This window comes from Vibrio sp. 11-4(1) (genome assembly GCF_013048625.1).
Taxonomy (GTDB): Bacteria; Pseudomonadota; Gammaproteobacteria; order Enterobacterales; family Vibrionaceae; genus Vibrio; species Vibrio diabolicus.
This window is the reverse complement of record NZ_VHSY01000008.1, coordinates 216,512-237,735: the sequence shown is the minus strand read 5'-3', so window position 1 is coordinate 237,735 and position 21,224 is coordinate 216,512. Positions and strand designations below refer to the sequence as shown.

The 21,224-nt window shown below is 45.2% G+C and carries 19 protein-coding genes and 1 pseudogene; 16 read left to right on the top strand and 4 right to left on the bottom strand.

All coding sequences use genetic code 11. The features are described from left to right. The first annotated feature begins 1 nt into the window (after nucleotide 1). Both FKN16_RS17875 and FKN16_RS17870 read left to right on the top strand, forming a co-directional pair. On the top strand, nucleotides 2-529 hold the full coding sequence (locus tag FKN16_RS17875) for an SCP2 domain-containing protein (protein WP_005394645.1): 528 nt from the start codon (nucleotides 2-4) through the stop codon (nucleotides 527-529). After that, nucleotides 513-1,016, top strand: coding sequence for an N-acetyltransferase (locus FKN16_RS17870; protein ID WP_047008946.1), 504 nt, complete (start codon nucleotides 513-515; stop codon nucleotides 1,014-1,016). Before FKN16_RS17875 ends, FKN16_RS17870 begins: the two co-directional genes overlap by 17 nt. A 64-nt stretch (nucleotides 1,017-1,080) precedes the next feature. Here the strand turns inward: FKN16_RS17870 and FKN16_RS17865 are convergent. Then, nucleotides 1,081-1,528, bottom strand: a pseudogene (locus FKN16_RS17865) (hypothetical protein). Between the two features lie 150 nt (nucleotides 1,529-1,678). Between FKN16_RS17865 and FKN16_RS17860 the strand changes: the two are divergent. From FKN16_RS17860 to deoD, 10 genes are all read left to right on the top strand, one after another. Beyond that, nucleotides 1,679-2,089 (top strand): DNA polymerase III subunit psi, encoded by a 411-nt coding sequence (locus tag FKN16_RS17860; RefSeq protein WP_047008945.1) that lies wholly within the window; start codon nucleotides 1,679-1,681, stop codon nucleotides 2,087-2,089. A 56-nt stretch (nucleotides 2,090-2,145) separates the two neighbouring features. Then, on the top strand, nucleotides 2,146-2,601 hold the full coding sequence (gene rimI, locus FKN16_RS17855) for a ribosomal protein S18-alanine N-acetyltransferase (RefSeq protein WP_170903284.1): 456 nt from the start codon (nucleotides 2,146-2,148) through the stop codon (nucleotides 2,599-2,601). 146 nt (nucleotides 2,602-2,747) lie between these two features. After that, nucleotides 2,748-4,337 (top strand): peptide chain release factor 3, encoded by a 1,590-nt coding sequence (prfC, locus tag FKN16_RS17850; RefSeq protein ID WP_012841453.1) that lies wholly within the window; start codon nucleotides 2,748-2,750, stop codon nucleotides 4,335-4,337. A gap of 95 nt (nucleotides 4,338-4,432) precedes the next feature. Next, nucleotides 4,433-4,630, top strand: coding sequence for a DUF5363 family protein (locus tag FKN16_RS17845; protein ID WP_170903282.1), 198 nt, complete (start codon nucleotides 4,433-4,435; stop codon nucleotides 4,628-4,630). Continuing rightward, nucleotides 4,617-5,390, top strand: a complete 774-nt coding sequence (locus FKN16_RS17840; protein ID WP_170903279.1) for a TatD family hydrolase — start codon at nucleotides 4,617-4,619, stop codon at nucleotides 5,388-5,390. Before FKN16_RS17845 ends, FKN16_RS17840 begins: the two co-directional genes overlap by 14 nt. Before the next feature lie 204 nt (nucleotides 5,391-5,594). Beyond that, the gene (locus FKN16_RS17835) at nucleotides 5,595-6,878 is read left to right on the top strand and encodes a NupC/NupG family nucleoside CNT transporter (protein ID WP_047008943.1); all 1,284 of its coding nucleotides are present in this window, start codon (nucleotides 5,595-5,597) and stop codon (nucleotides 6,876-6,878) included. 581 nt (nucleotides 6,879-7,459) lie between these two features. Further along, nucleotides 7,460-8,236 (top strand): deoxyribose-phosphate aldolase, encoded by a 777-nt coding sequence (deoC, locus tag FKN16_RS17830; protein ID WP_170903277.1) that lies wholly within the window; start codon nucleotides 7,460-7,462, stop codon nucleotides 8,234-8,236. Between the two features lie 97 nt (nucleotides 8,237-8,333). After that, nucleotides 8,334-9,662, top strand: a complete 1,329-nt coding sequence (gene deoA / locus FKN16_RS17825) for a thymidine phosphorylase (protein ID WP_048625940.1) — start codon at nucleotides 8,334-8,336, stop codon at nucleotides 9,660-9,662. A 68-nt stretch (nucleotides 9,663-9,730) separates the two neighbouring features. Next, complete coding sequence (locus tag FKN16_RS17820) at nucleotides 9,731-10,951, top strand: phosphopentomutase (RefSeq protein ID WP_047008941.1); 1,221 nt, start codon at nucleotides 9,731-9,733, stop codon at nucleotides 10,949-10,951. Nucleotides 10,952-11,089: 138 nt separating this feature from the next. Then, complete coding sequence (gene deoD / locus FKN16_RS17815) at nucleotides 11,090-11,809, top strand: purine-nucleoside phosphorylase (RefSeq protein ID WP_006742381.1); 720 nt, start codon at nucleotides 11,090-11,092, stop codon at nucleotides 11,807-11,809. Nucleotides 11,810-11,906: 97 nt separating this feature from the next. Here the strand turns inward: deoD and FKN16_RS17810 are convergent, their stop codons facing one another. Next, the gene (locus tag FKN16_RS17810; RefSeq protein ID WP_041852892.1) at nucleotides 11,907-12,512 is read right to left on the bottom strand and encodes a YtjB family periplasmic protein; all 606 of its coding nucleotides are present in this window, start codon (nucleotides 12,510-12,512) and stop codon (nucleotides 11,907-11,909) included. 91 nt (nucleotides 12,513-12,603) lie between these two features. Here FKN16_RS17810 and serB point away from each other — a divergent pair, with 91 nt between their 5' ends. Then, nucleotides 12,604-13,584: a phosphoserine phosphatase gene (gene serB, locus FKN16_RS17805; protein ID WP_170903275.1), complete on the top strand. Its 981-nt coding sequence runs from the start codon at nucleotides 12,604-12,606 to the stop codon at nucleotides 13,582-13,584. Nucleotides 13,585-13,648: 64 nt separating this feature from the next. Here the strand turns inward: serB and FKN16_RS17800 are convergent, their stop codons facing one another. Then, nucleotides 13,649-15,997 (bottom strand): PilZ domain-containing protein, encoded by a 2,349-nt coding sequence (locus FKN16_RS17800; protein ID WP_170903274.1) that lies wholly within the window; start codon nucleotides 15,995-15,997, stop codon nucleotides 13,649-13,651. A 136-nt stretch (nucleotides 15,998-16,133) separates the two neighbouring features. Here FKN16_RS17800 and radA point away from each other — a divergent pair, with 136 nt between their 5' ends. Next, nucleotides 16,134-17,513, top strand: coding sequence for a DNA repair protein RadA (radA, locus tag FKN16_RS17795; protein ID WP_124008472.1), 1,380 nt, complete (start codon nucleotides 16,134-16,136; stop codon nucleotides 17,511-17,513). 215 nt (nucleotides 17,514-17,728) lie between these two features. Continuing rightward, complete coding sequence (gene fusA / locus FKN16_RS17790) at nucleotides 17,729-19,819, top strand: elongation factor G (RefSeq protein WP_012841459.1); 2,091 nt, start codon at nucleotides 17,729-17,731, stop codon at nucleotides 19,817-19,819. Nucleotides 19,820-19,937: 118 nt separating this feature from the next. On the opposite strand, the gene FKN16_RS17785 is transcribed toward fusA, so the two are convergent. Next, entirely contained in the window at nucleotides 19,938-20,888 is a 951-nt protein-coding gene (locus tag FKN16_RS17785) for a LysR substrate-binding domain-containing protein (RefSeq protein WP_065645470.1), read from the bottom strand. Nucleotides 20,889-20,986: 98 nt separating this feature from the next. Between FKN16_RS17785 and FKN16_RS17780 the strand changes: the two genes are divergently transcribed. Further along, nucleotides 20,987-21,196: a DUF1127 domain-containing protein gene (locus tag FKN16_RS17780; protein ID WP_041852893.1), complete on the top strand. Its 210-nt coding sequence runs from the start codon at nucleotides 20,987-20,989 to the stop codon at nucleotides 21,194-21,196. The last annotated feature ends 28 nt before the right edge of the window (nucleotides 21,197-21,224 follow it).

Below are 21,224 nucleotides of genomic sequence, written 5' to 3'. Positions count from 1 at the left end.
CGTGTTAAACAAGATTCGCAGTCAACTAGTAAAGAACGCAGCCAACATTTTGCGTTCTCCAGTCCAGTTATTACCACAGCCAATTCAGCAAAAAGCATTGCTGGAAGGGCTAAAAATGGTGTTTAAAGAAGCCTTGGAAGATGGTGACTTTGAGTTCCTTGAAGACAAGTGGTTAAAAGTTGCGATTAAAGACTTGAACTTAGCATGGTACATCAGCTATCAAGACGAAAAATTAGTGGTAGCTGAAAAACCAGTTCAGGAAGATGTGAGTTTTAGTGGTAATCTAAACGACCTAGTACTGATTGCTGGTCGTAAAGAAGACCCTGACACACTGTTCTTCCAACGTCGTCTTTCAATTGAAGGCGATACTGAGCTTGGCTTAGAAGTGAAAAACTTAATGGACAGTGTCGACTTAGAGCAGTTACCGAAAGCAATGCAAGTCGCTTTGAATCAATTGGCTGATTTTGTTCAGAAAGGAGTTCAAGCGCCTGCACAACCAACCGGAGTAGCGAATGCTTATTCGAACTGAAGCCCCTGCGGACATTCTTACCATTGACCGCTTATTGAAACACGCCTTCCCGACGGAAGCTGAAGCTAAGCTTGTGATGCGTTTGCGCGAAAACAGCAAATTCACACTTTCCTTAGTCGCGTGTACAGATGAGGGAGAGGTGATAGGCCATGCTTTATTTAGCCCAGTGACCTTAAATGGTGAAGATTTGTCGTGGCAAGGGCTGGCGCCATTGGCTGTTCATGAAGATTACCGTCGCCAAGGCATCGCTGCAGAGTTGATCAAAGAAGGTTTTGATTCACTTCGTGATTTTGGCTATCCAGTGTGTGTGGTGTTGGGCGATCCTGATTATTACGCGCGCCAGGGCTTTCAATCATGCGACGAGATGGGATTCGAATGCGCTTGGGATGTTCCTAAAGGTGCATTTCGTATCGCAGAGTTGGTCGAAGGTCAATGTGCCGGACACTCCGGACGCATAGATTACGCGCCAGAGTTCTCTGAACTGTAAATGAAAGAAGCCCACTAACTCAGTGGGCTTCTTTCTTAGTTCATTGAAAACTGAGATAGGGAGATTAAGACGACTGGTCACTTTTCTTCTTACCCCAAACCTCTATTTTTGCTTTCTTACTTAGCCCTAAAACATTGAGTTTTCTGCTGCCCCCAACTGCTGTAAGTCATTTCAATCTGTTTTAGCTTCGCTTCTTTTGAGCCGGGAAGGCTCCATGCACGAGTCGATAATCCACTTGTTAGCACACCCATAGAGGTTAGCTTTTTCTCACTACCGTCCGTCATCACGACTTTTAAGTCGTTAATGTCTACCGTGCCCTGCACACATTTCAGTTTAATTTTACTGAAGCTGCGATTTCGGAATAGGCTATTTGGTGTCACGGTATCCGTTTCTGTTTGGAATTTGACGGTTTTCGTTGCAATCAGCTCCCACTCATCGCTGCCATTAGCAAAAACACTCATGCTGGTGGTGGCTACCAGTGCGCAAAGCAGCAGTGTAGGTAAGAATTTCATAATGTACCTCATATGTTATACCTACGGTGTGGCCATTGTCATAGGCAGAACAGTTCAATCATTCCAATGTATTGAGGTGTTCCTTGAAGTCCTTTAGGTATAATCACGATTATTTGTTAGGATTGCCCTCGTTCAAATAGGTGACGGAAAATGTCAATTAACGAGAAACAGTATTTACACGAAATGGGCATCAGCACATGGGAGCTGGTACACCCAGATAGATTGGCAGGTTACCAATCGCCAAAAATCGATTTGCAAAGTTCTTGCAAACTCCTGTTGATCTCTCCGGTATGTCCAGAGAATGAGACGGCGGTTTTGTTTGAAAACATCCTAAAGAGTATGAAGTTAACGCTTGACCAAGCGTTACATATTGAGCCAGAGCGATTTCCATTACTTGGCCAGCACGAGCTTGAGTGGGTTTGGTTTGCAGGGTGTGAAGCCGAAGTATTGCCTGACACTAAACAACTGACATCGCCATTGTTGCAAGATGTGGATGGGAATACCCAACAAAAACGTGCACTTTGGCAACAGATTTGTTCTTACAACAATTCGAGCAAATAAGCATTAATCCCCCGTTTTACTGCAATTGGTATTGCACATGAACCCCTAGGTAAATAATGACAACTAAAATCTTACCAATGTGCGCTGAGCACTTAGATCAAGTTTGGCAAATTGAGCTGCAAGCACACTCGCATCCGTGGGCAGAGTCTTTGGTACGTGATTTATCCAGCCGTGGAGCATGTCATCATGTGATGCTCGATGGCGAGATGGTGATTGGCTACTTCTATGCGCAGAATATTGTCGGTGAAGTTACGTTGCTGAATATTGCTATCGCGCCGCATCTTCAGGGTAAAGGCTATGGTCAAAAACTGTTGGATGCGTTCTTAGAACATTGTGAGCAATCAAAAGCGGAGAGTGCTTGGCTTGAGGTGCGAGAGAGTAATAAGCCTGCTATTTATATTTATGAACAAGCTGGATTCAATGAAGTTGATCGACGTCATAACTATTACCCTGCGAAAACTGGCACGGGAAAAGAAGATGCGATCATCATGAGTTATCTCTTCTTTCACTAACGTTAACGCATCCCATAAGGGAAGTCGCTCCTAAAGCGATCAGTTGCCCCTGAGGCAATAATAAGCGAGAATACCGCGCAATATTGAATCTAAAAAGCGTGTTTGCTTTTCGAGCAAGCATTCAGACATCAAAGAAGACCAGTTTCATGTCAAATACACCTTTTCTAAGCGAAGTGTCTAAACGTAGAACGTTCGCTATTATTTCTCACCCGGATGCGGGTAAAACCACCATTACTGAAAAAGTCCTTTTATTCGGAAACGCGATTCAAAAAGCAGGTACGGTTAAAGGTCGTGGTAATGCACAGCACGCAAAATCAGACTGGATGGAAATGGAAAAGGAACGTGGTATCTCGGTAACCACGTCTGTGATGCAGTTCCCTTACAATGATTGCCTGGTAAACCTACTTGATACTCCTGGACACGAAGACTTCTCGGAAGATACATATCGTACTCTAACGGCAGTCGACTCGTGTTTGATGGTTATCGATGCTGCGAAAGGTGTCGAGGATCGTACTCGTAAGTTGATGGAAGTAACCCGTCTACGTGATACGCCAATCGTGACCTTTATGAACAAACTTGACCGTGACGTTCGTGATCCAATGGAAGTATTGGACGAAGTAGAAAACGAATTGGGCATGATGTGTGCGCCTATCACGTGGCCAATCGGCTGTGGTAAAGAGTTTAAAGGTGTGTACCACATTCACCGTGATGAAACGATTTTATACGAATCTGGTCACGGTCATGAGATTCAAGAAGTTCGAATCATCAAAGGTCTAGATAACCCAGAGCTTGATGAAAAAGTCGGTGCAGGCCTTGCGGAAAGTGTTCGAGAAGAGCTTGAGCTTGTTATGGGTGCTTGCCCTGAGTTTGATTTGGAAATGTTCTTAACAGGTGACCTGACGCCAGTTTACTTCGGTACCGCATTAGGTAACTTCGGTGTAGACCACATGCTAGACGGTCTAACAGAGTGGGCACCAGCACCGAAAACGCGTCAAGCGGTTGAGCGTGAAGTTGAAGCGACAGAAGAGAAGTTCTCTGGTTTCGTATTCAAGATCCAAGCAAACATGGACCCGAAACACCGTGACCGTATCGCATTCATGCGTATTGTATCGGGTACTTACACGCAGGGTATGAAGATGAACCACGTTCGTCTTGGCAAGCAGGTGAGTATCTCTGATGCAGTAACCTTTATGGCGGGTGACCGTTCACGTGCAGAACACGCTTACGCGGGTGACATCATTGGTCTGCATAACCACGGCACTATTCAAATTGGTGATACTTTCACGCAAGGTGAGTCACTGAAGTTCTCTGGTATTCCAAACTTTGCGCCTGAATTGTTCCGTCGTATTCGCCTGAAAGATCCACTAAAGCAGAAACAGCTACTAAAAGGCTTGGTGCAACTATCAGAAGAAGGTGCGGTACAGGTATTCCGTCCACTACAAAACAACGACCTGATCGTTGGTGCCGTTGGTGTACTTCAGTTCGATGTTGTTGTCGCTCGCTTGAAGTCTGAATATAACGTTGAAGCGATTTATGAAGGCATTAACGTTGCGACTGCTCGTTGGGTTGAGTGTGATGATGCGAAGAAACTGGATGAGTTCCAACGTAAGAACCAAGCAAATTTAGCATTGGATGGTGGTGATAACCTAACGTATATTGCGCCAACAATGGTTAACTTAAACTTGGCGAAAGAGCGTTTCCCTGATATTGATTTCCGTGCGACGCGTGAGCACTAATCAAAAAGCGGTTTGGGTAAGCTTTAACGCAAACTAGATTTTAAAACGCCCTTGGCTATAAACTTAGCCAAGGGCGTTTTTTATAAGGATGAGATATGAACTGGTTTAAACGAGGATTGAAGCGTTACGACGACTGGTGCAAGCAGATGGGGCTAACCCCCGATCAAAAACGCAGCTGCGTTCCGTATCGAAAAGATCCTGCCCATCAAAATGAAGAGAACAGCGAAGCTCTGCTATTTTCTGATTCTCAGTTTGTCGGTACAGATAAAAAGTCTCAAGATGAAGCTCTTTGATACCCATTGTCACTTTGACTTTGATGTATTCCAAGGTGACTTTGCACATCAACTTCAGTTAGCTCAAACGCAAGGCGTGACAAGAATTCTGATTCCTTCAGTAGGACCTCAAAACTGGGCTCGTATTCAAACCTTGGCAGATCAACATGCCAATTTGTATTACGCCCTTGGGTTTCATCCGTATTTTCTTGAAGATAACGTCGAGCAGCACTTTGCTGAATTGGAACATTATCTAAAACAAAATGCTCCCCAGTGCGTGGCAATAGGAGAGTGTGGGCTAGATTTTGCCATTGATGTTGACCCACAGTTGCAAGAAGAGACACTTGAAGTTCAATTTGAACTGGCTAGACGCTTCAAACTCCCAGTTATTTTACATAGCCGAAAAGCGCACAATCGCCTTATTCAAGTGGTTAAAGCGGCGAAGCTCCCTCGGGGCGGTGTGCTACATGCTTTCTCTGGGAGTTATCAGCAAGCAATGGAGTGGGTCAAATTAGGTTTTTTTATCGGTGTAGGAGGAACCATCACCTACCCAAGAGCGAAGAAAACGCGCGACGCAATTCAAAAATTACCACTCAAACATCTCGTGATCGAAACAGATGCACCGGATATGCCTATACTTGGATATCAAGGGGAGTCGAATCACCCAGCCAAACTCATTCATGTCTTTAATGAGCTCGTAGAGTTGCATAACGGCTCAAAGCAATCGATTGCCTCTCAGTTATGGAAAAATAGCAATTTTGCTTTCTCGATATGTGAATAAAATCTAAAGATGTGGTTTGAAATAGAAAACGTTTTCCTGCTTATTGTGAATTAACTCACAAAGCTGGCTGAATCAATCATGAATCTTATAGGAAAGTGTGAGGCTGGCATTACTTTAATTGATTCTGCATGAGTATAATTGCTCCCGCTTTATAGCTCCATTTTGTAACACGCCAATAAATAACTTATAAGGAAGTCATAAACTATGAGCCTGTTTATGAGCCTAATCGGTATGGTAGTGCTTCTTGCTATTGCATTTGCATTTTCTAATAACCGTAAAGCTATCAATCTAAGAACTGTGGGTGGCGCATTCGCTATCCAATTCGCATTAGGTGCATTTGTTCTGTATGTACCTTGGGGCCGTGATCTACTAAACGGTTTCTCTTCAGGTGTTTCTAACGTTATCAACTACGGTAACGATGGTTCATCATTCCTGTTCGGTGGTCTTGTTTCTGACAAGATGTTCGAAGTATTCGGCGGCGGCGGTTTCATCTTCGCATTCCGTGTTCTTCCTACACTGATCTTCTTCTCTGCACTGATTTCGGTTCTTTACTACATTGGCGTTATGCAATGGGTTATCAAGATTCTTGGTGGCGCACTACAAAAAGCGCTGGGCACTTCACGTGCGGAATCAATGTCAGCAGCAGCAAACATTTTCGTAGGTCAAACAGAAGCACCTCTAGTTGTTCGTCCATTCGTTCCAAAAATGACTCAATCAGAGCTATTCGCGGTAATGTGTGGTGGTCTAGCTTCTGTTGCTGGTGGTGTACTAGCGGGCTACGCTTCAATGGGTGTTCCACTAGAGTACCTAGTAGCAGCATCATTCATGGCGGCACCAGGTGGTCTACTATTTGCTAAAATCCTTCACCCAGAGACTGACCAGCCTCACGAAAGTATCGAAGAAGCGATGGACGGCGGCGACGACAAACCAGTAAACGTAATCGACGCAGCAGCGGGCGGTGCGGCTTCTGGTCTACAACTTGCGCTTAACGTAGGTGCAATGCTAATCGCATTCGTTGGTCTAATCGCGCTGATCAACGGTATGCTAGGTGGCATCGGTGGTTGGTTCGGCATGCCAGAACTAACGCTAGAGCTAATCCTAGGTTACGCATTCTCTCCACTAGCATTCCTAATCGGTGTTCCATGGGCTGAAGCAGTAACTGCTGGTTCATTCATCGGTCAGAAAATCGTAGTGAACGAATTCGTTGCTTACTTGAACTTCACACCATACCTAGGTGAAAACGCTCAAGTAATCGCGGCAACTGGTGAAGTAATGTCTGAGAAGACAACAGCTATCATCTCATTCGCACTATGTGGTTTCGCGAACCTTTCTTCTATCGCGATTCTACTTGGTGGTCTAGGTAGCCTTGCACCAAACCGTCGTAGTGACATCGCTCGCATGGGTGTTAAAGCTGTTCTTGCTGGTACGTTGTCTAACCTTATGGCAGCGACAATTGCAGGCTTCTGCTTAAGCCTTGCAGCACTATAATTAGAATCGGTTCTTAATATATAGACGCCGTTTTACATCATGCCCTGTAGCAAGAGATTGCTGCGGGGCATTTTTCGTTTTTCGGGCTCCAAAATCTCACCGGGTGCCGGACTCAGTCTAGGAGTTACGCAGCCGATGGAATAGGGGCTAGGAAATTTTGAGATACAAACCGTTTGCGCTCTATTTGGTGCTACAGTTTTGCGGTGAAACTCTATAATGTATTAATCACAGGATAGTGGTTAAGGTTGATACTTAATCACGTAATGAATATTACATAATCGATGGGCAAATGACTTGCCCAGCAATATCAGATCTAATAGGCGTTTTGCTGTGTGATGTGATATTAAAGACACCGCAATCATAGATTGTTGTGCCATAGGCCAAACTGGTACTGTGCGGTGACAAGGATAGCAATTGGCATATGAAATTTTCGCTGTATATGCCGAGTCTTCAGGGAACCAAGTCCGTTCATTAATAGACTGTTTAGCCATTTACTCACATTGTCTCGACTTGTTGATTATAGTTAGAGACGTGATGTAAGGCTGAGTAGTGAATTTTTTGAATATTGATCGGAGATAGAAATGAGCGATTTAAAAGCAGCAGCGCTACGTGCACTTAAACTTATGGACCTAACTACGTTGAATGACGATGACACTGATGCAAAAGTGATCTCATTGTGTCATGACGCGAAAACAGCAGTAGGCAACACAGCTGCAATTTGTATTTACCCTCGCTTTATTCCTATTGCTAAGAAGACACTTCGTGAGCAAGGTACGCCAGAGGTTCGCATTGCAACAGTAACGAACTTCCCACAAGGTAACGACGACATTGAAATCGCAGTTGCTGAAACAAAAGCGGCGGTTGCTTACGGTGCAGACGAAGTTGACGTAGTTTTCCCTTACCGCGCGCTAATGGCAGGTGATGAGAAAGTAGGCTTCGAGCTAGTTAAGCAATGTAAAGAAGCTTGTGGTGACATTCTTCTTAAAGTGATCATCGAAACAGGTGAACTAAAAGAAGAAGCACTAATCAAGAAAGCATCTCAAATCTGTATTGAAGCAGGTGCTGACTTCATTAAAACTTCAACTGGTAAAGTGCCAGTAAACGCAACACCAGAATATGCACGCATGATGCTTGAAGTGATTCGCGACATGGGTGTTGCAGAAACTGTTGGTTTCAAACCAGCAGGTGGTGTGCGCACTGCTGAAGACGCAGCTGCATACCTAGCAATGGCTGACGAAATCCTAGGTGACAACTGGGTTGATGCCCGTCACTACCGTTTCGGTGCGTCTAGCCTGCTAACTAACCTACTAAATACATTAGAAGTGACAGACGAAACCGCTGATCCAGCAGCGTACTAATCCCAATAATATGTCTGAACGGTAGCACCTAAACGGGTGCTACCAAACCTCTTCTATCCTACTTAACCATGGCTCGCTGAGAGCATGGGAGGCACTAATGTATTTACCACAAGAAATCATTCGTAAAAAACGTGACGGTGAAGTACTTACCGCAGACGAAATCAACTTCTTTATTCAAGGCGTAGCAAATAATACCGTATCTGAAGGTCAGATCGCGGCGTTTGCTATGACGATTTTCTTCAATGAAATGACGATGGATGAGCGCATCGCCCTAACGTGTGCAATGCGTGATTCGGGCATGGTTATCGACTGGAGCCACATGAACTTTGGTGGCCCAATTGTCGACAAACACTCTACCGGCGGTGTGGGTGACGTAACGTCTTTGATGCTTGGCCCTATGGTGGCAGCATGCGGCGGTTTCGTACCAATGATCTCTGGCCGTGGTCTTGGCCACACAGGCGGTACGCTAGATAAGCTTGAGTCTATTCCAGGCTACAACATCACACCAAGCAACGATGTGTTTGGGCAAGTAACTAAAGACGCTGGTGTGGCGATCATCGGTCAAACTGGTGACCTTGCTCCTGCGGATAAGCGTGTTTACGCGACTCGTGATATTACCGCAACGGTAGACAATATCTCCCTGATCACGGCGTCGATCCTTTCTAAGAAACTAGCGGCGGGTCTGGAATCGCTAGTGATGGACGTAAAAGTGGGTTCTGGTGCATTCATGCCAACTTACGAAGCGTCTGAAGAGCTAGCAAAATCAATCGTTGCAGTAGCAAACGGTGCGGGTACTAAGACCACTGCAATCCTGACAGACATGAACCAAGTATTGGCCTCTTCGGCAGGTAATGCGGTGGAAGTTCGTGAAGCGGTTCGTTTCCTAACTGGTGAATACCGTAACCCACGCCTACTTGAAGTTACCATGGCTTCTTGTGCAGAAATGCTGGTACTTGGCAAACTGGCTGAGAACACAGAAGACGCACGTGCGAAATTGATGGAAGCACTAGACAACGGCAAAGCAGCAGCATGCTTCGGCAAGATGGTTGCTGGTCTTGGCGGCCCAGCAGACTTCGTAGAAAACTACGATAACTACCTAGAAAAAGCGGAAATTATCAAGCCAGTTTACGCGACGGAAACGGGCATTGTTTCAGCAATGGACACGCGTGCTATTGGCATGGCTGTCGTTGCTATGGGTGGTGGTCGCCGTGTTGCTACTGATGAAATCGACTATGCCGTAGGTTTCGACGAGTTCATCCGCTTGGGTGAAGTTGCAGATAGCGATAAACCTCTTGCCGTTATCCACGCTCGCAGCGAAGAGCAGTGGGAAGAAGCGGCAAAAGCACTGCGCAGTGCAATCAAAGTAGGTGGTGAGTACACACCAACTCCAGAGGTTTACCGCCAAATTCGTGCAGAAGATATTTAATAGAACAAGTAATTACACAAGGCCTACTCAACCATAATAAAAAGCCGAGTGGGCCTAAGGAACGAGCAATGAAAAGAGCATTTATTTTAGTACTAGACTCATTCGGTATTGGTGCAACCGCTGACGCTGAGAAATTTGGTGATGTAGGTTCAGACACACTAGGCCACATCGCAGAACAATGTGAAAAAGGCTTAGCAGATAACGACCAACGTCAAGGCGCACTTCGCCTGCCAAACCTATCCAAACTTGGTTTGGCAATGGCACATAAAGAGTCAACAGGACGCTTTGCACCTGGCCTAGACGCAGATGCAGAAATCATTGGTGCGTACGGTCACGCAGCAGAGCTTTCTTCTGGTAAAGATACGCCGTCTGGTCACTGGGAAATCGCAGGTGTTCCTGTTCTGTTTGACTGGGGTTACTTCACAGACAAAGCAAACAGCTTCCCTAAAGAGCTGACGGATCGCATCCTTGAGCGCGCGGGTCTTGACGGTTTCCTAGGTAACTGCCACGCATCTGGTACTCAAGTTCTTGACGACTTGGGTGAAGAGCATATGAAGACTGGGCAGCCAATCTTCTACACCTCTGCGGACTCTGTATTCCAAATCGCCTGTCACGAAGAGACATTCGGTCTAGACCGTCTACTAGAGCTTTGCCAAATTGCGCGTGAAGAACTAGAAGATTACAACATCGGCCGTGTAATCGCGCGCCCATTTATTGGTCCGGGTAAAGGTCAATTTGAGCGTACGGGTAACCGTCGTGACCTATCTGTAGAGCCACCATCAGCGACTATCTTACAAAAGTTAGTTGATGAGAAGGGCGGTCAGGTGCATTCCATCGGTAAGATTTCAGATATTTATGCTGGTTGTGGGATCACTAAGAAAACCAAAGCAACAGGCATTCCAGCACTATTTGAAGCAACGAAAGAAGCGATCAAAGAAGCGGGTGATAACACCATCGTATTCACTAACTTCGTCGACTTCGATTCAGCTTACGGTCACCGTCGTGATGTGGCGGGTTACGCTGCAGCGCTTGAGTACTTTGATGGTCGCATCAATGAAGTGCTAGAACTGATGGGTGAAGATGACGTGCTTATCCTAACAGCAGACCACGGCTGTGACCCAACATGGCCAGGTACTGACCATACTCGTGAGCACATCCCAGTATTGGTTTACGGTCAAAAAGTGCCAGCAGGCTCTCTTGGCCGCCGCGAAACATTCGCAGACATCGGCCAAACATTGGCGAGCTACTTCGGTACTTCTCCAATGGATTACGGTAAGAATTTCCTATAATTAGGATATTGAAAACTAGGAGCTGAATGCTCCTAGTTTTATGTTTGCAGTATGCAAGTACTGCTTGTCGGAAATGAGAATACTCTGGCTTATATCGCCTTAAGCGCGGAGCGCTAGAGAAAGGTTAAGGAAAAGAAAATGGCAACTCCACATATCAATGCTGAAATGGGTGCATTCGCAGACGTCGTACTGATGCCGGGTGACCCGCTACGTGCAAAATACATCGCAGAAACCTTCCTTGAAGACGTTGTGCAAGTGTGTGATGTGCGTAATATGTTCGGTTACACAGGCACATACAAAGGCCGTAAGATCTCGGTAATGGGCCACGGTATGGGTATCCCATCATGCTCGATTTACGCAACGGAGCTAATTAAAGACTTCGGCGTGAAGAAAATCATCCGTGTTGGTAGCTGTGGCGCAGTAAACGAAGACATCAAAGTGCGTGATGTTGTGATCGGCATGGGCGCGTGTACGGATTCTAAAGTGAACCGTATCCGTTTTAAAGGTCATGACTTTGCTGCAATCGCAGACTACAAAATGGTTCGCGCGGCAGAAGACGCAGCAAAAGCACGTGGTATTGATGTGAAAGTCGGTAACCTATTTTCAGCGGAGCTTTTCTACACGCCAGATCCAGAAATGTTCGACGTAATGGACAAGTACGGCATTGTTGGTGTTGAAATGGAAGCGGCGGGTATTTACGGCGTAGCGGCAGAATACGGTGCAAAAGCTCTGACAATCTGTACGGTTTCAGATCACATCAAAACGGGTGAGCAAACAACTTCTGATGAGCGTCAAACAACATTCAACGACATGATGCTAATCGCACTAGATTCAGTATTGCTAGGCGACGAAGAATAAGCGACAAAGAGTCATCTTAGTTTCTTGACATTAAGAACTAAAAGAACAGCCCGCACAATGCGGGCTGTTTTTGTATTAGATGTTGATTACCGACTGACTATTTGGTTAGCAGTAGGTTTTGCGCTTTTTTACGGCGGATAGGCTGTCTACGTAAAATCATAATGAATAACATGCCGCACACAAAACTCATTAGCACCATCATGTACATGTAGCGATCACTCTTACGATAGTGGTGGTCAGAAATCGCGGTTACACGACCTGTCTCAAAGGTAACGCGAACAAAACCGATGAGTGCTTCATCGGCAAATACTGGTTCAACCAACTGCTGGCGGCCAATGGAAGCTGTTGCCAAGGGCGTGTCTAAGCCTAAAACTTCGCGTACCGATAGCGCATCTTCACTAGACGCTAAACGTACGCCTTGTGCATCATATATTGTTGCATCAAACACCAAACGGTCTTGTGCTAGCTGGTTTGTCAGCTTAAGTAAGCGTTCTTGATCTTTGGTCAAAATCATTTCACTGGCAGAAAGAGACGCCTGTGAAATCAAAACTTTGGTGAGTGTCTCAAGCTGCTGTGCTTGAATTTTCTCGTTGCCCTTACTGATCACAACACTGTTTTTGATCGTGATAAACAACATCACACACAGTAGGATTAGTGCCAGAATTCTTAGGGCATTCCTTACTGAGAACAAGGATTCACTCATGCTCTTTACTCATCCATTTAAAATAAAACAAAGACTTGCCTTTTTAGTTTGTTGAGGTAACGTTTTAGCAAAGTCATAAGGGATTATATACATGGACGCGTCAAAAAGCTTGCCTATCAGAAAACATACGACACTTTTAAAACGATTACCCGAGACTCGATTTGCCTCCCAACTAGATAAAGCAAAAGCAAACTGGATAGTGTTTGCAGAATACCTTTCGCTACGTCATTTTGAAGACATTGATTTCTTCACAGGTGTCTACAACCCCGTGTTAGAAACGTGGAAAGTTGGCCAATATGAAGTCGCCTTGATGGCAGGAGAGTTGACCCCTCAACACGAAACGATCTTACAAAGCCTCAACTTGGATTACGCCTCGCTTAATGAAGTTCCAGATCTCTCAACCCAAGGGTTGATTGTATTTGACATGGACTCAACGGCAATCCAGATAGAGTGTATTGATGAAATCGCAAAATTGGCCGGAGTCGGGGATGAGGTGGCAGAAGTTACTGAACGTGCGATGCAAGGAGAACTGGATTTTGAGCAAAGTTTGCGTCAACGCGTAGGCAAGCTCAAAGGTGCTGATGAATCAATTCTTGAACAAGTTCGTTCCCAATTGCCATTTATGCCGGACTTTGAAGCGTTAATCGCAACGTTAAAAGCACTAGGCTGGAAAACAGCGATTGCTTCCGGTGGTTTTACTTACTTCTCGGACTACATCAAAGATAAAGTCGATTTAGATTTTGCTCGCTCTAATCAGTTAGAAATCATTGATGGTAAGCTTACGGGGAACGTACTTGGCGATGTGGTTACCGCGCAGATGAAGTCAGATATCCTGGTGGAGTTGGCGGATGAATACGAAATTGAGCAGCACAACACGGTTGCTGTCGGTGATGGCGCTAACGATCTTGTGATGATGTCGGTGGCGGGCTTAGGTATCGCGTACCACGCAAAACCTAAAGTGGAAGCTCAAGCGCAATCTGCGATTCGCTTTGCAGGCTTAGGCGGTGTGCTCTGTATTTTATCTGGTGCACTGGTGAAGCAGCAAAAGGTCAGCTGGAAAGCAAAACCTTAATTTATCCATTCAAAAACACCGCCTTTCTGGCGGTGTTTTTCGTTGACTTAGTATGGCTCTAAACTTACTCGGTTAACTCCAATCTAATTACAACTTCTTCCGTAATGTCTTCAAACTCACTGTAACCGACCAAAGCGGTCAGCTCCTTTTCTAATTTGCTCGCTTGATGTACACCAAATTGGGTTAAGTCACTTAAATCTTGTTGCAGCAACGATGTCATCGGATCGAAAATTGGGGCTGTAGATAAGCGAATCACGTAGAAGTCACCCATCATTCGCGCTTTCTTTATAAATTGAATCCGTTCTTTTACGCTGTTGAACTCTTGATGAAGCTTAGACTCAATGCCTGTAATTTTATTGCCGACTTTGGCTGCGCTAATGTAGATATCCTGATGCCTTGCTTGAGCTCCCTCTACACGCTTTATCGGCTCTGCGATTAATGTGCTTGTTCGACCTTTAAAGATAGGTTCAAGTGACAACAATTGATCGTGCCCAAGGCGTGCAAAAAGCTCAATGTGCTTAGGTAGCGGCAAATTCACCCCAATAACGGGGGTTTTGATTGAAGACGACGTAGTTTTACTGATAAAAATGGGTGTGCTCAGAGTTCGAGAGAGCAACATGCTATGCAGTCTTTCAAGTAACGCATTACTCGGTAGCATCTCTTTTTGCGGGATCAACTTATCTTGATTGTACTCGATAATGCTGTTGAAAAAGGCGATCACTTTAATGGTGTGGCTGCTTTCATCAATAACTAGCTGTACGCTACAGCCATCTGGGCTAACACGAATTACCCGGTATGGCACCGACGTTAAAGGCAGCTTTTTGTCGTAGAGTTGTAACTCTCGGAAGTTGACCTGAACCTCTTGCCCAGAGCGCAACATGGTAGGTTCGTCCAGTTTAATGCCGAGCCCTCGCTTTGAAATATCGACGGTGCTGCCGCTCGCTGTGACGGGTCCAGAACGCAGTTCTATTGGGGTCTTAAATCGGTAACGTGGCTCTTTACGACGAGACTTGGCATCAAAATAAATGCCTTTCGGGTTGCCTATAATTCTTCTCGGATGGCGAAATGCATTTAACGTATTCGCGGGTAAGCGCGGCTTTTCAGTGAGCAGATAATCCTGCCCTGATTTTTCGTCTGCAATTTCTTGCAAGATGCCAATATGAGTCAATGATTGGGACGTTTCAGCCAACTCCGGAGAGAAAGCGGCTAAGTCTTCCTGTTCTTGCTCTGACAGTTCAAATATCGAAATTCTAAACGCGCGCCAACTTTCACGTTTAGCACCTAAATGCCAAAATAGCTGGCGTTGTTCACGAGTGGCCTCAGGACGAAGCATCGAATAGAAATAGGTTCGGTTTTCGTGCTCGTGAGTAAATGAATAAAGGACGTTTGTGGTGCCTTTAACGCCAGGTTTAATGAGTGACGCGACTCGCTTCTCATTAAATAAGGATCCAAACATTTGCTGGTTCCTTTCATCATGCCAGTACTGCCAAAGCTTTTGATTGTTTGGCGTCAACATAGCGAGTTTCAGCTCACTGCCATCAAAGAATAGAGGTAAGCTGCTGGTGTGCTTAAGCGCGATGTGCTCATAACCACGAGTTCGAGCTCGAATGATCTTATCTTGATTATCGTGACGAGCTCTTTTAGCTGCGCTGTTGAGCGCTTCATCGATCACTCGAGTAACGACATTGGTTTCAGTTAAACGTATGGTTCTGAGGTATCGAACTGAGTCATTCTCGTAACAGTCATCAACCGCAAGTATGCGGTACGCCAGCGGTTTCTCTATACCGGCAACCTGAGATTTGCTGGCAAATTCAGTAAACGTGACCTGAATAATCTCCCCAAGGTTATATTTAAACGCACTTGGGACTTTGAACTTTGCGCCAGAGCAGGATAAGTCAATGCTTAACCCATGCAGAAGTTGCCCTTTAGAGCGGCAAATCTCGACTTGAGATTGGACTTTCAAGCGCTTTTCTTGGCGCTTTAAGTCATAGCCGAGGTGAACGGGCTCCGCTAAGAAAGGGCTTTTAGGATCCGTTAACGATTGCGTTTTTTGTTGAGTAAGACGTTTGCTCATTACGCGAAAGTTATTCCGTGTGTTGACCAAAGCTTCCCACATTCCCTCAGTGTAGCCGCCAAACTTTTTGATGTTTTTATGGTAAGCGTTGAAAGCAACGTCATCTAACCAATGTGGAATACCATCCAAAATATACTCGCGACATTCACCTTGGACGCGACCGCGCAAATCGATGCTTTTTTTGCACGGAGCCATCAAGCGGTTAAGTTCCATTTTCACTAAGATTTTGGCCGAAGGCGGCTCTTCCTCGGTCAATTGGCCAAGGACAAAGTCAAAGTCATCCGAACCGTAAACGGGAATGAGTCGTTCTGCGATCGAGAGAATTTCAGATTGCTGCATTATTTCTGTTAGAGTATGTCGTTACTTTAAATTGTATCGGCTAAGCGAAGTAAAACTTAAGTATATCAATAGTTCATTTCAGTTAAGGTCTGACTTGGCTGTGCTTAGTCACATTTGTAGAAAAAATCGAGGCATCATGGCGAAAGCAAAACGAGCGTATGTTTGTAATGATTGTGGCGCGGATTTTCCCCGTTGGCAGGGGCAGTGTAACGCATGTGGTTCGTGGAATACGATAACAGAAGTCCGTATCGCTGCATCGCCAACGGTTGCTCGTAATGAACGTTTATCCGGCTACGCGGGCTCCGCAACAGAAGCTACAGTTCAAACGTTATCCGACATTGATCTGCAGGAAGTGCCACGCTTCACCAGTGGGTTTAAAGAACTTGACCGCGTATTAGGTGGGGGCGTTGTACCCGGCGCCGCTATTTTGATTGGTGGTAACCCTGGCGCTGGTAAATCCACCTTGCTGCTGCAAACCATGTGTAGTTTGTCTGCGCAAATGCCAACGCTCTATGTAACAGGTGAAGAATCGTTGCAGCAGGTGGCGATGCGTGCTTCTCGACTAGGGTTGCCGAAAGATCATTTAAAAATGCTATCGGAAACGAACGTCGACAAAATTTGCCAAATCGCCGAAAAAGAGCAACCTCGCATTATGGTGATTGACTCGATTCAGGTAATGCACGTTTCAGATGTTCAATCGTCACCGGGCAGTGTTGCTCAAGTACGTGAATCTGCGACAGCTCTGACACGATACGCAAAACAGAACAACGTCGCGGTATTTATTGTTGGTCACGTAACAAAAGATGGTACCCTTGCGGGCCCTAAAGTTCTTGAGCACATTATAGACTGTTCAGTGCTGCTTGATGGTGGTACTGATAGCCGCTTTCGCACATTACGTAGTCATAAAAACCGCTTTGGCGCTGTGAATGAGCTCGGTGTTTTTGCAATGACAGGCCAAGGGTTGAAAGAAGTGAGTAACCCATCCGCGATTTTCCTTTCTCGTGGTGAAGAAGAAACATCAGGTTCTTCTGTTATGGTGGTTTGGGAAGGTACGCGTCCTCTATTAGTAGAGATTCAAGCGTTGGTGGATTACTCGCAATTGGCAAACCCTCGCCGTGTTGCGGTCGGTTTGGAGCAGAACCGCTTATCACTTTTGCTCGCTGTGTTGCATAAGCATGGTGGCTTACAAATGGCAGACCAAGATGTCTTTGTTAATGTGGTTGGCGGTGTTAAGGTGACGGAGACGAGTGCCGATCTTGCGTTAGTTATGGCGCTTTTATCGAGTTTTCGTGACCGTCCACTACCCAAAGATGTGGTTATTTTTGGTGAGGTCGGGCTTGCAGGCGAAATTCGTCCTGTGCCAAGTGGGCAAGAACGTTTGAATGAAGCGTTCAAACATGGTTTCAAGAAAGCCATTGTGCCTGCAGCCAACATGCCGAAAGGCGGCATTCCTGGCATGCAAATTCACGGCGTTAAGAAATTGTCGGAAGCTATAGAGGCTTTTGACGAGCTGTAATGCTCATAAGAATGGTATTTGTGTAATCACAAACTGTTCTATCCGTCCTCAATAAAATGCGAATAAAGTACATAAATTGCTGTGTTTGACTATGCTTTGGGGACGGAAATTTCACGTTAAAATTTTTTTTCTTCCATCCGCACGCAAGGGTATCAGTATTGACAGAATGTGATATACTCTGCGCGCACTTTATACCTTATTAACAGAGTAAGACAATGACTGATTTATCAAAATACAGAAACATTGGTATTTTTGCTCACGTAGACGCGGGTAAAACTACCTCTACAGAGCGTATCCTAAAGCTAACTGGTAAGATCCATAAGATCGGTGATACACACGACGGTTCAACTACAACTGACTTCATGGAGCAGGAAGCTGAACGTGGTATCACAATCCAGTCTGCAGCAACAACTTGTTTCTGGAACGATCACCGTCTAAACATCATCGATACTCCTGGACACGTTGACTTCACTATCGAAGTTTACCGTTCTCTAAAAGTACTTGACGGTGGTATCGGTGTATTCTGTGGTTCTGGTGGTGTTGAGCCTCAGTCAGAAACTAACTGGCGTTACGCTGACGAATCACACGTATCACGTCTGATCTTCGTTAACAAACTAGACCGTATGGGCGCAGATTTCTACAAAGTTGTAGATCAAGTACAAAACGTACTAGGTGCTACACCTCTAGTTATGACTCTACCTATCGGTATCGAAGAAGATTTCGTAGGTGTTGTAGACGTACTAAGCCAACAAGCTTACGTATGGGATGAGTCTGGCCAGCCAGAGAACTACGAAGTTCAAGATATTCCAGCAGACATGGTAGAAAAAGCTGCTGAATACCGTGAAATGCTAATCGAAACTGCTCTAGAGCAAGACGAAGATCTAATGATGGCTTACCTAGAAGAAGGCGAAGAGCCATCTCTAGAAGACATCAAACGTTGTATCCGTAAAGGTACTCGTGATCTAGCATTCTTCCCAACTTACTGTGGTTCAGCGTACAAGAACAAAGGTATCCAACTTATTCTTGACGCGGTAATTGATTACCTACCATCTCCAACAGAAGTTGATCCACAGCCTCTAACTGATTCAGAGACTGGTGAGCCAACTGGTGAAGTTGCGACTGTATCTGCAGACGAGCCACTACGTGCGCTTGCATTTAAGATCATGGACGACCGTTTTGGTGCTCTAACCTTTATCCGCATCTACTCTGGTAAGATGAAGAAAGGTGACACAGTACTTAACTCTGCAACTGGTAAAACAGAGCGTATCGGCCGTATGGTTGAGATGCACGCAGACGAGCGTAACGAGATCGATTCAGCACAAGCTGGTGACATCATCGCTGTAGTTGGTATGAAGAACGTTCAAACTGGTCACACTCTATGTGATCCTAAGCACGAATGTACTCTTGAGCCAATGATCTTCCCAGATCCAGTAATCTCTATCGCAGTTAAGCCTAAAGATAAAGGCGGCTCTGAGAAGATGGGTATCGCGATCGGTAAAATGGTTGCAGAAGATCCATCATTCCAAGTTGAGACTGATGAAGATTCAGGCGAAACTATCCTGAAAGGTATGGGTGAACTTCACCTAGACATCAAGGTAGATATCCTTAAGCGTACTTACGGCGTTGAGCTAGAAGTTGGTGCTCCACAGGTTGCTTACCGTGAAACTATCACTCAAGCAATCGAAGACAGCTACACGCACAAGAAACAGTCTGGTGGTTCTGGTCAGTTCGGTAAGATCGATTACCGCATCAAACCAGGTGAGCCAAACTCTGGCTTCACGTTCAAGTCAACAGTTGTTGGTGGTAACGTACCTAAAGAATTCTGGCCTGCAGTTGAGAAAGGCTTTGCGTCAATGATGGAGCACGGTGTTCTAGCTGGCTTCCCAACTCTAGACGTTGAAGTTGAACTATTCGACGGTGGTTTCCACGCAGTTGACTCTTCAGCAATCGCTTACGAAATCGCTGCTAAAGGCGCATTCCGTCAGTCTATGCCTAAAGCTGGCGCGCAACTTCTTGAACCAATCATGAAAGTTGACGTGTTCACTCCAGAAGATCACGTTGGTGACGTAATCGGTGACCTTAACCGTCGTCGTGGTATGATCAAAGACCAACAAGCTGCGTCTACTGGCGTACGTATCAAGGGTGATGTACCTCTATCAGAAATGTTTGGTTACATCGGTACTCTACGTACAATGACTTCTGGTCGTGGTCAGTTCTCTATGGAGTTCTCACACTACGCACCATGTCCAGCAAACGTTGCTGAGCAAGTAATTGCTGACGTTAAAGAGCGTAACGCTAAGAAGTAATTCTTAAGTTAACTCTATAACTTGAAAGCCCCGCCTAGTGCGGGGCTTTTTGTATCTAACCGCTTACACACAGCGCGTTTTTGTTTCGCTGATATACGCCTTTGGTGTTGTTTACCGATTATTCTGAAGCTGAGCCAGTATTACTAACATTGAGGTCGATGGTTTTAAAATCTGGTATCACTGACTTTTCAAATGTTTCTATTTCTTCTCTCAACCATTGTGCAAACAATTGGGCTTTAGGTCGCTTTAAGTAGCCTTTTGGAGCGCACAGGTAATACGCAAATTTGGGTTTAATGGCTATATCACCAATTCGGACCAGTTTGCCTGAACGAAAATATTGATGAGCTAAACTGTGTTTGACGAGCGCTACGCCTTGTAGTGATAACGCGGCTTCTAACACTAAGTGTGAGCCACTGTATTTTAAAGCAGGCTTTGCCGCTGAATGACCAAGTCTCGCTAACCACATGTTCCAGTCCAGATCTGGCCAAACGTCTTCGATGAGCTCTGCTTTGCTTAAATCTTCAATGCGATAGATGCCGTGCTCTTTCTGATATACAGGGTGACAGGCAGGGTAAAAAGCTTCATCCATTAGCCATTGTGATTCTAAATTAGGGTATTTTCCTAAACCGTAACGGACACACAAATCGATCTGACTATCTTGAAAAGACACCAAATCATTGGTTGGTTCTAATAGTAAGGCGATATCAGGGTGACGCTGACGAAAAGCCGTAATTTTCGGGACTAACCAATGGTGAGCGAAAGAGGGGAGTGTTGATATCGAAAGGTGGTTAGGATTAGGATCTTGATTAACCAATCTCACCCCTTGCTGCAAATGAGCAAACCCTCTTTCAGCCTGAGTAAACAGCAGCTCTCCCTCAGGTGTGAGCACGATTTTTCTGTGCTGGCGAACAAATAAGTCCGTTCCTAAAAACTCTTCAAGATGACGAATTTGCTGACTAATGGCAGCTGGCGTAACAAACAATTCTTTTGCCGCTGTTTTAAAGCTTCCTTCCTTTGCTGCAACGAAGAAGTAATACAAGCCCTGTAAAGGAGGCATTCGATCTTTCACATTAGTTTTCCTTAACTCAATGGCAGATTCTATCGTTTGAGGATATCAGCGTAGTCGCTGATTATTAAGTGGTCAACATTGTTATAGGAGTTGGTTACATGGAAAACATGACACACACTTGTGAGCGCACTTTACCAGCTGACCATCAGACCGGATTACAGTTAATTTATTCTAAACTTGCTAGTTGGAGAAGAAACTACAAGACACGTCGTCACTTGAGAGAGTTACCAGAACATCTTTGGGACGATATAGGATTAGATGAAAAGGAGATTAATAGTGAAGTGAGGAAGCCTTTTTGGAGAGAGTAGTTTATGAGTTTGCTTCAAGCTCAGAATT